Annotated in this window: 10 protein-coding genes; 7 read left to right on the top strand and 3 right to left on the bottom strand. The window is 59.3% G+C overall.

Annotation, left to right across the window (positions count from 1 at the left end; genetic code table 11):
* Positions 1 to 105: 105 nt before the first annotated feature.
* Together QCE79_RS29045 and sctC are read right to left on the bottom strand one after the other, a co-directional pair.
* Complete coding sequence (locus QCE79_RS29045) at positions 106 to 1,203, bottom strand: FHA domain-containing protein (protein ID WP_309849814.1); 1,098 nt, start codon at positions 1,201 to 1,203, stop codon at positions 106 to 108.
* Entirely contained in the window at positions 1,200 to 3,080 is a 1,881-nt protein-coding gene (gene sctC, locus QCE79_RS29050) for a type III secretion system outer membrane ring subunit SctC (protein WP_309849816.1), read from the bottom strand. Before sctC ends, QCE79_RS29045 begins: the two co-directional genes overlap by 4 nt.
* A 312-nt stretch (positions 3,081 to 3,392) precedes the next feature.
* Here sctC and QCE79_RS29055 point away from each other — a divergent pair, with 312 nt between their 5' ends.
* From QCE79_RS29055 to QCE79_RS29070, 4 genes are all read left to right on the top strand, one after another.
* Positions 3,393 to 3,692 (top strand): ribbon-helix-helix domain-containing protein, encoded by a 300-nt coding sequence (locus QCE79_RS29055; RefSeq protein WP_250493343.1) that lies wholly within the window; start codon positions 3,393 to 3,395, stop codon positions 3,690 to 3,692.
* Positions 3,693 to 3,843: 151 nt separating this feature from the next.
* A complete protein-coding gene (locus QCE79_RS29060) occupies positions 3,844 to 4,650 on the top strand; it encodes a hypothetical protein (protein WP_309849819.1) in 807 nt (268 codons plus the stop codon).
* Positions 4,651 to 5,112: 462 nt separating this feature from the next.
* Positions 5,113 to 7,506, top strand: coding sequence for a hypothetical protein (locus QCE79_RS29065; RefSeq protein WP_309849821.1), 2,394 nt, complete (start codon positions 5,113 to 5,115; stop codon positions 7,504 to 7,506).
* Between the two features lie 367 nt (positions 7,507 to 7,873).
* Positions 7,874 to 10,291 (top strand): hypothetical protein, encoded by a 2,418-nt coding sequence (locus QCE79_RS29070; protein ID WP_309849823.1) that lies wholly within the window; start codon positions 7,874 to 7,876, stop codon positions 10,289 to 10,291.
* A gap of 218 nt (positions 10,292 to 10,509) precedes the next feature.
* On the opposite strand, the gene QCE79_RS29075 is transcribed toward QCE79_RS29070, so the two are convergent.
* A complete protein-coding gene (locus tag QCE79_RS29075; RefSeq protein WP_309849826.1) occupies positions 10,510 to 11,592 on the bottom strand; it encodes a DUF1521 domain-containing protein in 1,083 nt (360 codons plus the stop codon).
* Positions 11,593 to 13,222: 1,630 nt separating this feature from the next.
* On the opposite strand from QCE79_RS29075, the gene QCE79_RS29080 reads away from it, so the two are divergent.
* From QCE79_RS29080 to QCE79_RS29090, 3 genes are all read left to right on the top strand, one after another.
* On the top strand, positions 13,223 to 13,657 hold the full coding sequence (locus QCE79_RS29080; RefSeq protein ID WP_309849828.1) for a YadA-like family protein: 435 nt from the start codon (positions 13,223 to 13,225) through the stop codon (positions 13,655 to 13,657).
* 145 nt (positions 13,658 to 13,802) lie between these two features.
* Positions 13,803 to 14,348, top strand: a complete 546-nt coding sequence (locus QCE79_RS29085) for a fimbrial protein (RefSeq protein WP_250510015.1) — start codon at positions 13,803 to 13,805, stop codon at positions 14,346 to 14,348.
* 82 nt (positions 14,349 to 14,430) lie between these two features.
* Complete coding sequence (locus tag QCE79_RS29090; RefSeq protein WP_250466933.1) at positions 14,431 to 15,174, top strand: molecular chaperone; 744 nt, start codon at positions 14,431 to 14,433, stop codon at positions 15,172 to 15,174.
* Positions 15,175 to 15,291 lie beyond the last annotated feature (117 nt).

Below are 15,291 nucleotides of genomic sequence, written 5' to 3' on the forward strand. Positions count from 1 at the left end.
TAAAAGGATCGTGCAGACTCCATGAACCTTCGTGCGGCGCGCCGACGCGCGAAGGGCAGCGCACCGGTAAGGGGCTGTCGGGTGCGGGTCCGGCGGCGTGAGCCGCTAGCAGGACTTGCCGAAACTCGTGCGTTGTGCAATCAGGACATAGATGCTTCCGTCATCGCGAATCACCGATGCGCCGCATGGGTCGATTCGCTCGATCCGTCCTATCGACAGATGCGCTCCCGCGAAATATCGGGCTCCTTGCTGGTCGGCGAGCCACGCGGCGTGCGGAGAATTCAGCAGATTCAATCCGAGCGCTTCGAGCGGAACACGCACGGGGCCGCTGTTGTTCTCGTGACCGTCGAAGCGCAACGCCTCTAATCCATCCACCTGTCCTTGCGCGAGCCGGTCGACCCGCGCGTAGTCCCATGACTCGGGTTGCAGATAGGCGTCCGCTGCGGGAAGTGTCGCGACGAACACGCCGGGCCGTTCGCCTGCACGCAAACGGACGCCGCGGTAGTACTTGTCGAGAAAATCGCTCAGTTGCTCCCGCATGCTGTCGATCACGGCGACGCGCACACGCACCGCGCCGCCGCGTGCGCGCGCGACGAGGGAAACGGCGCCAAGGTCGGCGGCGGTCTGTACGTAACCCTCGTAAACACGTGCGCCCGTTGTCTGATCCGTGCGCTGGCGAACGTTGCGAAAGGCGGGCTCGTCCAGAGGCGACGACCGTTTTTCTGAAGGTCTCGGAACAAGGTTATTCAGGCTGTACAGCAACGCGCATCCGAGCGGCACGACCGCTATCGCAAGCCATTGATAGCGAGGTATGCGCGCACACTTCCTTCGCAGCCACGTAAATGGCGCGTGAGCAAGGAGCCATGCAGATTCCGCGCTTTTCATGGCCTGCTCTGTCGGCGGGGCGCCGTTGCTGAACTGCAAGGCCGTCTCTCCCAGCCGGAATGTGGCACCGTGGCGCAACTGCGTTCGTGCGCCGACTTTGAGCGCTTGCCCGAATACCGCGATGTCGGCGTGAGCGGCATGCAGTTCGAGCCTGTTGCCGTGCAGTCGAACGCTCGCGTGATGTGGCGCGATGCCGGTATCCAAAAGGATCAGGTCGGCGTCGGCCGCGCTGCCGATTTGCAAGTCGCGGTCCGCCGTTAGGGCGATGCTCGCGCCCGCATGCAGCCCGGAGGCGACGAAGAGTCGTGCGTCGGTCATTGCTTGCTCCCTTGCGATGCATGCGCGGCATTGCGTGGAGCGGCAAGCTGACTGGCCGGCAGTGGTGGCAACGGAGGAAACGCCGCATCGGGCAAGGGCGGCCGCGGATAGTCCTTTCCGGTGATCGCCGAGAGAGCGGGCACATCGTCGACGGAGAGTTCGGCCGGCGCCGCGGCGTCCGCTTTCAGCCGCTTCAATCGCGGTGTGATGAGGACGAGCCGCTCGGTGCGATCGAAAGATGTCTGCTCATCGCCGAAAAGCGTCCCGATGATCGGAATGTCGCCCAGGATAGGGACTTTCGACCCGCTCGTTTGCGTATGCTCGTATTCGTAGCCGCCGATCAGCAGGCTCTCGCCATCGCCCACTATGGCCTGAGTGATGATCGAGTTACTGTTGACGCGCGGTATGCCGTCAACCGACGCGTCGCCGTCGAAGGAGCCATCCTCGATCTGCACGCTGAGACGAATCCTGCTGTGCTCGCCGCCGCCTTGCTCGACAGTAGGCGTAACCTTGAGCGTGAGTCCCGTGTCGACATTGAATAGATTGGCATCCTGATTACCTGCCACGCGAACATAGATGGAATTGTGCGACGACAGGACTGCCTCGGCGTTATTGAGCGTTAGCACGCGAGGACGAGACAGGATGCGCGCGCGACCGGTTTTCTCGAGCGCGTGGATCTGCTCGTAGAGGAAGTGCGCGGAATTGCCGATCAACGTCGTCAGCGTGAGTCCCGCATCGACGCCGAGGGCGACGGACGACGCTCCCGGCAGGGCAGGCGCTACGGAACCACGCGTGTTTGACTGGCGGCTGGATGAAGCCCCAGCGCCCCAGCGGACGCCGAGTTCCCTGGCGGCATCGCTCGACACATCCATCACGAGAGCCGAGATTTCCACGAGATCCTGCGGCCGGTCGAGCATGGAGATGGCCTTCTCGTAGGCGGGCATCATCGCCGGTACGTCGTACACCACGACCGAGTTCGTGCGCGGGTCCGCGACGATGTTGCGCCTTGCCGGCGTCACGGCGGATTGGGGAAGTTCCGCCGGACTGTCATCCACCGAGGCATCTTGTGCGGTTTCCGTGAACCCGGGCACGCTCGGTAAAGGCGGAATCCCCTTGACCGTGCCGTGCAGGCTATCCGGGCGTCCGCGAGTGTTCGTCGCCGCCGGTCTCGCCACGCTCGTGTTTCCCATCAGCGTCCGGAGCAATGAAGCCACGCCCGCGATGATCTGCTGACGATTCCCCGAGGTATAGGTGATGTCCTGTGCCTGGGTATAACGCAGCGGAAACACGCGTATCTGTGTTTGTTCGAGCGTCTGCGGCGGCGGCGGCAATTGCTCCTGGGCTTTGACGATCGCATTGGCCACGGCATCGACGTATCGGGACGGCCCGGTGACTTTCACGCTGTCGCCCGAGAAATGCAGAGGAAGATGCGGATCATCGAGATCGAGGCTGCGCAGCAGGGCGCTCACCGCGTCCCCCGACAGCGGCGCGAACCCGATCGTGCGGCTTTGCACGTCTTCGGTGGTGGAGATGTGGATCGTCTGGCCGTCGAAAAACCAGACGAGCCCCCACGCTTCGACCAGCGTGCGAAAAACCGAGGAAGGCGATTGCTCGAACACGCCGTTTACGTTGCCGCGCACCGTGCGTGCAATCTCCAGACGCAGACCGCCCGCGCGCCCCACGTCGTTGAGCACATCCGCAAGCCGCGAATTGCGCGCGACGTAGCGCATCGGCGCGCCTTGCCATGCAGGCTGGGCCGCATTCGCGAGCGGGTTTTGCAACACAAGACATAAATAAACGAGATGACGTGCGGCCTTGCCCGTCCGGTTGCCGCAAGTCATCGGCCGGTTTTGTGTCTTGCGCCAGTTCGTGGTCATTCAAAGTCCTATGCCGGAATATCAGGTTGCGTTATGACGAGACTTTAAATGCGCGACGAACGATTAAGGTCCTATAGATGTACTACATATTGGCTTCGGAAAAGAGGCAGTATTCCCATCGCAGGTGTGTGCTTTGCGTTTCTCAGGAAATTAAAAAGAGGTTGGGAATACATGAACTACGAAAAATATGAATATCGAGACAGAAGATCGAAGCCTTTGTTAAATGCCAAGTGCACATCATCTTGCAGCAGATCGTGGCATGTGCCCGGGTAAGCGCCGCCCATGGTTACAAACCGGTATTGCGATTTCAGTATGAAGCTTGTCACGCCGCGTCAGCGGTCTATTCGGATCAACGGTTTCGCGACCTGCATACGCCTTGAGGAGGTCTATTGGGCAATCATCGAACTGCTGGCGCGTCAGGAATGCGTGACGGTGGGAAGACTACTTTCGAGATGGGCGATGGAAATGGATCTTGGGTTCGACACGGTTAAGAATTTCACCGGCTATGTCCGAGTGGTTTGTGTTGTTCAACTCGTAAGGCAGGCGGGCACGCTTGATCCGGGAGTTAAGAAAGATCTGTCCAACGCTATTCAGGCAACGCTGTGTCCATGAATAATTCCGAGGCACATGGGAGGTGATATGTAATTCGAAGGAAACTCGATATCTAAATTGCATACCAAACGCGCGCTTTACGCGCAATTGGTTTTAACTCTATTTATGGGATTCGATGATGCTCGTGAACAATAATGGTTCTGCTTTGGCGATGACGCCAATTTTCGATGATGGAGTCGTCGCGGGAGCGGCGAATAACGCGGCTATCGGAGGCGCCGCGAATACCATCGACGCAGCGACGCCGCTAGGCGGAGGCTACGCTCTGATCCATATTCCGGATGGAGCACAGGCGAACGATCTTGGTGCTCAAGGTATCGCGCCGTTCGGCATGGGTAACGCCGAGTCTGCAGCCGGGTCGTATCCGGACGCGGATAGCGGGCCTTCCGTCGTTGCCGATGCGGCCGACGCGGCCGCGCCATATTCCCCTTCGGCGGCCAACGGCACGATGCCTTTGGGACAGCAGGCGGACGGCGCAGACGCGGGCAGTGCGGCCGAGGCGGCTCAGGCGGCTCAGGCAGCGCAAGCGGCGGCGGCTCAGGCAACTCAGGCGGCCGAGGCGGTGCAGGCAGCGCAGGCAAACTCGGCGACTCAGGCAGCCCCGACAACTCAGGCCGCACCGACGACCCAGGCCGCACCGACGAATCCGCAACCGGACACGCAAGGAGCACAAGCCGCGCTCGGTGGTTTGAGTTCGCTGCTCGGCGGCCTCGCGCAGCCATTGAGTAGCTTGCTTGGCGGCCTCATGAAGAACCTGGGCGCAGGCGGTGGCGCAGGCGCAGGCGGTGGTGCAGGTACAGGTGCAGGTACGGGCGGCGGTGGCGCAGGTGGCGGCGGCGCGACGCCTGCACTCGGTGGCAACACTCCATCCGCGCCTGCGCAGGCCGATAATGCATCCCTGGCAACGGCTGACACGGGTGGCGATGCCGCGGCTGGCGATGCGGCATCTGGCGACAGTTAAAGGTAAGGGCCGGTAACACTAATCGACGTAGGCGCACTGCATCGCGATGCAGTGCGCCTTAAGCACCACATTGCCACAGCCCTACCGTTGCGACTTTCGCCGACAGCTCGACTCGTACGCAATGCTCCTGTTGTACGAAGATCGACGCGTTAATCGCATTTGCTTTAGGCAAGCGCGACCTTGATCAATTCGAGCAGCGCCAAGCTCCATTTTGCCTCGATAGCCTAAGAGCTCAATCCTCTCACGGATAAATTCCGCCATCCTAACAATTAGAGCAAGAGACGCTTCGTGCTCGGCGCGTGTCCATCGCTTTCAATACCCAGTCATTTCCCACGGCGATGCCGGCGATTCATATTGGAGTCACCGTGCTCCAGCGCGGTCATGCCGCGAATTCACCGCCGCGAAGTAGGGCATTGCAACGCGGGGCGGCATGTCCTTGGTCAACGAAAAATGGATGTCATCATGGATACGAATACACAACCCATCACCGGTAAGGAATCGCTTTGGGGCGACTATCAGCCGTCGCAGAGTCAGCTCAAGCTGATCAACGCGAGTCCGACTTTCATCTCGGACATACATACAGCGAGTGATCGGATCGATAGCGGAGCCTATAAGCCCATTGCGATCAAAAGCGACTCAATGGTGCAATTCGACCCGGTCGATAAGCGCGTCGTTCTCACGCCTGACTTTCGCGACGGAGGCGACACTGAGCAGATGGGAACCTTGTCTCACGAACTGAGCCATTTCCTCGACGATCCCGCTGAGCGGGCATTCACGAAGGACTATGGGGTCAACCCGCGTGATCCGGACGCATACAATCAGGCGGCAACGCGCTACGTAAGAGCGCAAACGGTGGCGGAGGCCAATCAATGGAAAATCGCCCGGGAAGTCGAGCAGAACACAGCGACGCCCGGCAATCCAGGGACCAAGCTCAGTGGCAGCGCATCGGCTTGGACTGGCCCGGAGTTCGATGCGTTGTATGCAAAGTATCGCAACACTGGGCTCACGGATTCGCAACTTCAGCATCGGCTCACGACGAGCGTCATGGGTACTTTTGCAAGCGGTCCGACTAGCATGGGTGCGGGCAGCGAGTACAACGTCGACGGCAGCATGAGCGGTGCCGCGCCTATCGAGCCTGGCCAGCCGACGGTTCACTACGAAAGCGACGCTAACGGCAAGATCAATTCGATGACCGAAGAGTGGCCGTCCGGAGACAAGTCCACGCAGACGTTCAAGGATGGCAAGCGCGTGCAGTCGCAGACAGTCGACTCGCAGGGCAAACCGCTGCGAACCGTCGATTACTCGAACCATGGCCCGGACGGCAGCTATCGCATCGATGTAAAAGACGGCAACGGCAAGACGATTCAACGAAGTGACTTCAACGGCGACGGTTCCGGCATCGAGCGCGGTTTCCATGATGACGGCTCACGCCTGGAAACGACATTCGGCCCGTTGAAGTCAGACGCGGCTTCATTCGGTGCGCAAAGCCCGACGAAGCTGATGACACAGTACGATGCGCAGGGCCGCGAAAAGCAGAAAGACTATTTTGATCCCGATCAGGGCATCAACACGAATCAGGTCGTGACGCGTGCGGACGGCAGCAAGACGATGTACTCCTTCAACGATCAGGAAAAGGTCGGCTTGCAAAACGACTACGACGCGAAGGGGAAGCCGGTTGACACTTACCGCTACGACTCCGGCTCGGGCAAGGTGTCGTCACACACTCATTTCAACGAGGACGGTAGCCGTACGTTGGATTCGATCGACGCGAACGGGAAAGCAACGCGCATGACCGCGACCAATGACGGTCAACGGTCCACGGCACAACCCGCGACGTTCAGCGCAGCGGAACAGCAAGCATTGAAGGAACATGGCGAGCGTGCGTCGAAGATCGTGCCGCCGCAGCCCGTAGGCGCAAATACTGCATTGGGCAATCAGCGGACCTACTTCGACCCGGCCTCGAATCGGCTGACGAATCAGGACATCAAAGAGCCTGACGGCAGCACGACGAGCTATGCGTATAACTCGATGAACCTGGTAGGTTACGAACAGCACTTCGACCCGAACGGGCGCATTGTTTCCTCCAAGCACTACCCTCCGCATGACAGCCCGGACGTGATCACTCAATACGCGCCTGACGGCAGCCGTCAGGTCATGAGGCCAAACAATGGTCAGCCCACGATAGAGCACTACAACGCGGACGGGCAACTGACGCAAAAACAATCGCTCCTGGACGCCGGGTTCCGGACAGACAACTACGACGCGCAGGCCGGCCGCGTGGTCAACACGAATATGCGGAACAAGGACGGCAGTTATTCTGACTACGCGTATAACGATCTGGGGAACGTGGGTGCAAAGTTCGACTACGACTCAAAGGGTAAAGCCGTCTCGTCTGTCGCCTTCGACCGCAATGAAAACTCCGGCACGATCACCGCTGTGAATTACAACGCGGACGGCGGCCGTGACGTCACAAAGACGAACAGCGCCGGAACCACTGTCCGTTCCATTGGCGGCGAGGGTCGCAACTCGAACACGCAATCTCGTCCGATGACTTCGGCTGATCGTGCGAGTTTGAATCAGTGGATGTGGGGCGCAGGCATGACGCCCGGACGGGGCGCGAACGAGGAGCAGACGCAAGGTCAGACGCAGACGCAAGCACAGATGCAAGCACAGACGCAGACGCAAGCGCAACTGCAAGCACAACCGCAAGCACAACCGCAAGCACAACCGCAAGCACAACCGCAACCGCAAGCACAGCCGGAAAGTGGCTCGAATGCGGGAGCTTCCGTTGACCAGTCGACGGCCGCGTCTCCCAATGACGCAGCTGAAGACACTTCCTCGGGCGATGATGCCTGAGTCGCCGAGCGTTAATGCGCCGCCACCTCGAAGCGGAGTCCGCCGTGAGGTGGCGGCTCTCGAGCAGACGAGCCGTATCGAAAGAACCGTCCATTTAGCGAAAGTGAGACGCGCATGCCGCGCTGTGCGCAATCAATTGGCCTGAGCCCAACGCGCAGACCATTCAAATAGCGACCACACATGACGCCGCTCCGTGCTCGGTGCGTGTCCATCGCTTTCAATACCCAGTCATTTCCCACGGCGATGCCGGCGATTCATATTGGAGTCACCGTGCGCCAGCGCGGTCATGCCGCGAATTCACCGCCGCGAAGTAGGGCATTGCGACGCGGGGCGGCATGTCCTTGGTCAACGAAAAATGGAGGTCATCATGGATACGAACACACAACCCATCACCGGTAAGGAATCGCTTTGGGGCAACTATCAGCCTTCGCAGAGTCAGCTCAAGCTGATCAACGCGAGTCCGACTTTCATCTCTGATGTACACACAGCGAGTGATCGGATCGATAGCGGAGCCTATAAGCCCATTGCGATCAAAAGCGACTCAGGAGTGTATTACGACCCGGCCAATAAGCGCGTCGTTCTCACGCCTGACTTTCGCAATGGGGAAGACACTGAGCAGATGGGAACCTTGTCTCACGAACTGGGCCATTTTCTCGACGATCCCGCCGAGAGGTCATTTGCGAAGGACTATGGAGTCAATCCGCGTGATCCGGACGCACACAATCAGGCGGCGACGCTCTACATAAGAGCCCAAACGGTGGCGGAGGCCAATCAATGGAAAATCGCCCGGGAAGTCGAGCAGAATACAGCGACGCCCGGCAATCCAGGAACCAAGCTCAGCGGGGGCGCATCCGCATGGACCGGCCCGGAGTTCGATGCGGTGTACGCAAAATATCGCGACACTGGGCTCACGGATTCGCAACTTCAGCATCGGCTCACGACGAGCGTCATGGGTACTTTCGCAGGCGTTCCGAGTGACATGGGCGCGGGCAGCGAGTACAACGTCGACGGCAGCATGAGCGGTGCCGCGCCTATCGAGCCTGGCCAGCCGACGGTTCGCTACGAAAGCGACGCTAACGGCAAGATCAATTCGATGACCGAAGAGTGGCCGTCGGGAGACAAGTCCACGCAGACGTTCAAGGATGGCAAGCGCGTGCAGTCGCAGACAGTCGACTCGCAGGGCAAACCGCTGCGAACCGTCGATTACTCGAACTACGGCCCGGACGGCAGTTATCGCATCGATGTAAAAGACGGCAGCGGCAAGACGATTCAACGAAGTGACTTCAACGGCGACGGTTCGGGCATCGAGCGCGGCTTCCATGGTGACGGCTCACGCCTGGAAACGACATTCGGCCCGTCGAAGTCAGACGCGGCTTCATTCGGTGCGCAAAGCCCGACGAAGCTGATGACACAGTACGATGCGCAGGGCCGCGAAATGCAGAAGGACTATTTCGATCCCGATCAGGGCATCAACACGAATCAGGTCGTGACGCGTGCGGACGGCAGCAAGACGATGTACTCCTTCAACGATCAGGAAAAGGTCGGTTTGCAAAACGACTACGACGCGAAGGGAAACCCTGTTGACACTTACCGTTACGACTCGGGCTCGGGCAAGGTGTCGTCACACACTCATTTCAACGAGGACGGTAGCCGTACGTTGGATTCGATCGACGCGGGCGGGAAAGCAACGCGCATGACCGCGACCAATGACGGTCAACGGTCCACGGCACAACCCGCGACCTTCAGCGCAGCGGAACAGCAAGCATTGAAGGAACATGGCGAGCGTGCGTCGAAGATCGTGCCGCCGCAGCCGGTCGGCGCAGATACCGCATTGGGCAATCAGCGGACCTACTTCGATCCGGCCTCGAATCGGCTGACGAATCAGGACATCAAAGAGCCTGACGGCAGCACGACGAGCTATGCGTATAACTCGATGAACCTGGTGGGCTACGAGCAGCACTTCGACCCGAACGGGCGCATTGTTTCCTCCAAGCACTACCCTCCGCATGACAGCCCGGACGTGATCACTCAATACGCGCCTGACGGCAGCCGTCAGGTCATGAGGCCAAACAATGGTCAGCCCACGATAGAGCACTACAACGCGGACGGGCAACTGACGCAAAAACAATCGCTCCTGGACGCCGGGTTCCGGACAGACAACTACGACGCGCAGGCCGGCCGCGTGGTCAACACGAATATGCGGAACAAGGACGGCAGTTATTCTGACTACGCGTATAACGATCTGGGGAACGTGGGTGCAAAGTTCGACTACGACTCAAAGGGTAAAGCCGTCTCGTCTGTCGCCTTCGACCGCAATGAAAACTCCGGCACGATCACGGCTGTGAACTACAACGCGGACGGCGGCCGTGACGTCACAAAGACGAACAGCGCCGGAACCACTGTTCGTTCCATCGGCGGCGAGGGTCGCAACTCGAACACGCAATCTCGTCCGATGACTTCGGCTGATCGTGCGAGTTTAAATCAGTGGATGTGGGGCGCAGGCATGACGCCTGGACGGGGCGCGAACGAGCAGGAGACGCAAGGTCAGACGCAAACGCAGACGCAAGCACAGACGCAGACGCAGACGCAAACGCAGACGCAGACGCAGACACAGACACAGACGCAAGCACAGACGCAGACGCAAGCACAACCGCAAGCGCAAGCACAACCGCAACCGCAAGCACAGCCGGAAAGTGGCTCGAATGCGGGAGCTTCCGTTGACCAGTCGACGGCCGCGTCTCTCAATGACGCAGCTGAAGACACTTCCTCGGGCGATGATGCCTGAGTTAGCCGAGCGTTAATGTGCCGCCACTTCACAGCGTTGTCAGCGGTGAGGTGGCGGCTTTCGAGCAGACGAGCCGTATCGAAAGAACCGTCCAGTTAGCGAAGGTGAGACGGGACTGCCGCGCCGTGCGCGATCAATTGGCATGATGCCAGCGCCGCCGCCGGCGGCAGCTTCCGCTGACGCCGGCAGCCGACGCGCAAGCGCGCCGGGAAGGCTACTTAAGCCTTGAAGTCCGATGCAGTCACCGCCTGATGCGTCTGCGCATTGATCCACCCCGTGCCGCTTGAGCTCGCGAAGAGGTTCATCCCATCGCGCGGAGTCTGCTGTGCCAGCGCGAAGCCGTCCTGACTGCGCTGCACGCTGAGCGGGGCGCTGTCTTGCTCGCTCAACCCCTTGACGACATATGCCCGATTACCCTGCGTAACCGTCACGTTATCGGCGAAGGATACGTTCGAATTGCCGTTAGCCGGTGTCGTGCCGATGCTCACGCGGGTGTGATCCGGCAAGTTGAAGTCGATCGAGCCATTGAACATCCCGCTCGTCTGGTTCGGTGTACCCGAATTGAGATCGATATGCGGATCGCCCCAGACCTTGGTTTGATTACCCGTCTTCTCATCGGTAAGGTTGATCGAGGACTTGGATTTGTCGAAGTCCAGCTTGTAGTCACCAAGGTCGATGGACGATTTGCCGTCGTGTACGCCCGTGTCCGACCATTGGCTTTGTTGACCCGCCGCGCCGTCACAGGCGTCCCCACGCATCCGGTTCAGATAGCTGCTTGATTGCATGCTGCTGTATTGCATGTCCTGTCTCGGACTCTCACGCTCGAAGTACGAGTAATTGGCCGAACTCGCCGACCGGCTGAATCCGTCCGGGCCGCGTGACATCTGCTGCGAAGAATCACGAAAGTCGCCGCGCATCTGGTTCGAAAAGCCGCTCGGTAGCATGCTGTTGTACTGCATGTCCCGGCCAGGACCCTGACGCTCGAACGACGAGTAGCTGGCCGAAGTCGCCGACTGGCTGAATCCGTCCGGGCCGCGCGACATCTGCTGTGTCGAATAACTGAAGTTCGAACTGGACATGCTGCTGCCACCGAATGCACGCGGCATGGCCGGCTGATTGAAGGGCTGACTGAAAGACTGGTTGAACGGCTGATTGAGCGACATGCCACCGTAGGGCATGGACATCATCTGAAGCGGCCGGTTGCTCGAGAAAGACGAGTTCTGTTCGAAACCGGTAGTAGAGGACGGAAACCTCGGCAGGTTCATCGAGAACGAGGCACGGCTGTCGAAATTTGCTTGCATGGTTAGATATCCTTGTAAATAGACGGGTGTACATGACTGACTATCACAGAGCATCGGCGACCAATTTCGTGATGGCTTGAAATTGCCCTGCAGAGGCAGTGTAGGTTTCGCAGATATGCCCATGCACTAAATATTCAACGCGCGCGAAAAAAACCGACTTCGGGGGTTCCCGTCGAACGACATCGCTCGCATGTCTTGCCCAAATAACGCACAAGTAATGAAGGAGTACCACCTTCGTCGCGTATCGGATTTGTACGCTTCAGTCATGCGAATCACCTTCACATTGCAAGTGAGGACTTTCGATCTCGGACGCCGCGTGCATTCGAGAAGTCGACCAAAAATCTAATGAGGAAAACGAGTGACGTCATCCCGCGAATCGATCCACGTCGAACCAGCGCATGCCGCGGGTGTCGTCAAGACGGGCAGAGTGCGCAATGTCAAGCTCTTCAAACCGCGTGCGCTAGCCGGTGCCGCGAAGGCTTTGCTTGTTGTGGGATTTGGTGGCACGGTCTCGTACGCTTCGGCGCAAGCCAGTGGAGACGCAGGTCACGAAAACGCAAGAGCGGCCAGGACGCGCGGCGATTATTCGTCGGTGGGCATGGACGATTCGAAATCGTTGAAGGCAAGTGCCATCGGCTCAGGCGTGTTGCAAGTCGAGTCATCCGAGCTGCTTCGATCGTTCGATTCTCCCAAGCTTCATTTGCGAGGCTGGCCGCACGATTCATCGTTCGCGCAACGCTTCTCTATTAGATCCGATGCAACGGCGAGCAACGAGCTGCTGGCTAATACGATGCATACGCGGCCTCAACATGCCGTGTTCTTCGCCGCCCCACTCGTGAGCAATGGGCTTGATAAAACCCCCGATTACGGCAAGGTATTCGACACGCGCATGAACGTGCGTTCGTCCACGCCTTTATCGCACGACGCATCAAAACGCCGCGCGCCACCGGACAAGCTTGCGAGCCATGTGCAAAGATTCACTAAGCGGCACGCCGCCCACGCGCGAGTTCATCAAGGCGTTGGGACACTGATGCATTCCAACCGAACGCGGCGGGTTGCACCGCGCGTCGCGCATCATGCTGCGGGCGCATGGAAGCATCGTCACCACCCAGTGGTTTCGGGCAGCGACATGGTCACCGCGCGGGTTGATGACATCGCCGCGCACTTGGATCACACGCGGCACGACGCGCCGGAAACGTCGCTTTACGCACTGGGACAGCAGCGCGCTGCGCAGATGCCACAGATGACGCCAGCCTTGATGGCAGACGTCGCCAATGTCACCACGGCCGCAGCCCATCCCGCGAGTCGACTCATCGCCACCATGTTGAGAGCGAATGAACCGGAAATCGTTCTCGGCGATGTGGTGAGTCGTTCCCTGGATCGAAAGCCAACAGTACGTTTGGAGGAGGCCAGAAGCCCCATAACGAGTCTTGCCTCGCTGCCTGACTCAACGCCTCGGAATGCCGTAGATGTAAGCCATGCCGCGCAACGACCCGAACTGGCAGAAGGGCCACCCGCTGCAATGCGGGCATCGATTGGCTCTCCTTCGACCAAAAAGACGGCAACCGTAGCGGTGGGCAGCGATGCAATCGCCCTTGGCGCACATGCGAGCGCTCTCGGCGATTCCGCGATGGCAAGCGGCGAAAATGCCGTGGCAATAGGTGCGAATTCGCTAGCCGACCGGGATAACGCGGTGTCGGTCGGCAGCACGGGCCACGAGCGCCAGATCACGAACGTCGGGGCTGCGACGACGCGCACCGACGCAATCAACCTTGGACAACTCAACGACGTTATCGGCGGCGTGAACGGTCGTATCGACGATGTCGATCGCGCCGCGCGACGAGGTATTGCAGCGGCTTCAGCACTCAACATTGCCACGCCGTATTTGCCGGGGCGGACCACGTTCAATGCAGGCATGGCGAGCTATCGCGGTCAGGCGGCGCTCGGTATAGGCGTTTCAAGCTGGAATCGTAAAGGAACGGTGAACTATAACCTTGGCGTTTCTACAGCAGGCGGCAATAGCACCATCGTGCGCGTCGGTATGGGCATCGTACTAGGCGCGTGAGCGAAGAGGAACTGCGAATCTTTATAACATCGAGGAGGAGCCGGGGTTGGCCAGATGACCCAACGATCCATTCGGAATCGAACTGGCAGTTTATGTAGTACTACCAATATCGCAAGAAATTCAGGTTACGTGGAGAATTTATCAAATGAAGAAATCTGTTGTCGCAACGCTTTTCGCGGGTGTCTTTGCCGTGTTTACCGGCAGTGCTTTCGCATCTGACGGAACCATCACGTTCAACGGCGCGCTGACTGCCTCCACCTGCGCCATCAACGGCAATGGGACTTCGGCCAAGGACTTCACGGTCAAGCTGCCGACGATCTCGACCAGTACGCTGAAAGCCGCAGGCGAGACAGCCGGAACGACGTCCTATCAGATCGCTTTGACGGGATGCACCCCGGTGACGAGCTCCAGCAAGGCAGCGGTCTTCTACGAAGCCGGCACCTCGGTCGATCCCGCCGACGGCCGACTGACCGTCACGGCTGGCGGTGCCAGCAACGTCAAGATGCAGTTGTTGAACCTGGATGGCAGTCGAATCAAGGCGGGCTATTCGACCGATCTCCAAAACTCGAAGGCTGCCGACATCTCGTCCGGTTCGGCAACGCTTAGCTACAACGTTCAGTACTACGCAACTGGCGTAACCACCGCCGGTGCGGCCAACTCTTCTGTCGTTTATAGCATCGACTATCAGTAAAGCGACACGCGGGCCACGGAGATCGTCATGTCATCGCGGCCCGCCGTTCACTGCAACGTCTTGACGACGAGACACAACGCCAATGAAACTCGCGATAAAGATCCTCACGATTGCAACCCTGGGCACGGTGATGCTCGCGCGCACGCACGATGCTGAAGCATCGGTGGTTATTGCAGGAACTCGCGTCATCTATAACCAAAGCGACTCCGAGGTCACGGTCAAGTTGACGAACAACGGCAAGCTCCCTGGCCTGGTGAAGGTGTGGATCGACAATGGTAATCCGGACACCGCGCCGGACACCATCGAGGTTCCGTTCGCCATCACACCGTCCATCATGCGGATCGATCCGGACAAGTCTCAGACTTTGCGGATCATGTCATCAGGCGAGCCTTTGCCCGCGGATAGGGAATCGATCCTTTACTTGAACGTGCTGGAGGTTCCGCCCAAACCAACGGGCGATGAGGCGGACGCGAATCAGCTACAACTTGCGTTCCGCTCACGTATCAAGTTCTTCTATCGGCCAAGCGCACTGAAGGGTCAACCTGATAGCGCGTCCGGACAGGTCGTGTGGCAAATAAAGCCTGGCGACGCCGCCAACAAGATCGCGGCATTCAATCCCAGCCAGTACTTCGTCTCTTTCGATCGAATCACGCTAACCGACGGCGCGCGCACCGCCGTGTTCGATGAGGGCGGGATGGTTGGTCCAGGTGAGACCCGAGTCTTCGCGCTAACCGGCGACATTTTGGGTCCAGGCGCGAAGTTGCACTACACAGCAATCAACGATTACGGCGGACCACAAGAGGGTGAGGCCGACTTGCAGCCGTGAGCAGGAGATATCGAAGCTGCTGACACACAAACGGCAATGCGGTTTTGTAGCGAACCAAACGCCAATCATACAGACAGGACGCGTTGATGCAGGCCAGGTCTCATGCGTAAGGCTTGC

The sequence above is a fragment of the Caballeronia sp. LZ003 genome, assembly GCF_031451465.1.
Classification (GTDB): Bacteria; Pseudomonadota; Gammaproteobacteria; order Burkholderiales; family Burkholderiaceae; genus Caballeronia.

Coding starts and splice junctions, on each gene's coding strand:
- QCE79_RS29045 (WP_309849814.1), bottom strand. CDS start 1,203: ATGACCGACGCACGACTCTTCGTCGCCTCCGGGCTGCATGCGGGCGCG.
- sctC (WP_309849816.1), bottom strand. CDS start 3,080: ATGACCACGAACTGGCGCAAGACACAAAACCGGCCGATGACTTGCGGC.
- QCE79_RS29055 (WP_250493343.1), top strand. CDS start 3,393: ATGAAGCTTGTCACGCCGCGTCAGCGGTCTATTCGGATCAACGGTTTC.
- QCE79_RS29060 (WP_309849819.1), top strand. CDS start 3,844: ATGACGCCAATTTTCGATGATGGAGTCGTCGCGGGAGCGGCGAATAAC.
- QCE79_RS29065 (WP_309849821.1), top strand. CDS start 5,113: ATGGATACGAATACACAACCCATCACCGGTAAGGAATCGCTTTGGGGC.
- QCE79_RS29070 (WP_309849823.1), top strand. CDS start 7,874: ATGGATACGAACACACAACCCATCACCGGTAAGGAATCGCTTTGGGGC.
- QCE79_RS29075 (WP_309849826.1), bottom strand. CDS start 11,592: ATGCAAGCAAATTTCGACAGCCGTGCCTCGTTCTCGATGAACCTGCCG.
- QCE79_RS29080 (WP_309849828.1), top strand. CDS start 13,223: ATGGCAAGCGGCGAAAATGCCGTGGCAATAGGTGCGAATTCGCTAGCC.
- QCE79_RS29085 (WP_250510015.1), top strand. CDS start 13,803: ATGAAGAAATCTGTTGTCGCAACGCTTTTCGCGGGTGTCTTTGCCGTG.
- QCE79_RS29090 (WP_250466933.1), top strand. CDS start 14,431: ATGAAACTCGCGATAAAGATCCTCACGATTGCAACCCTGGGCACGGTG.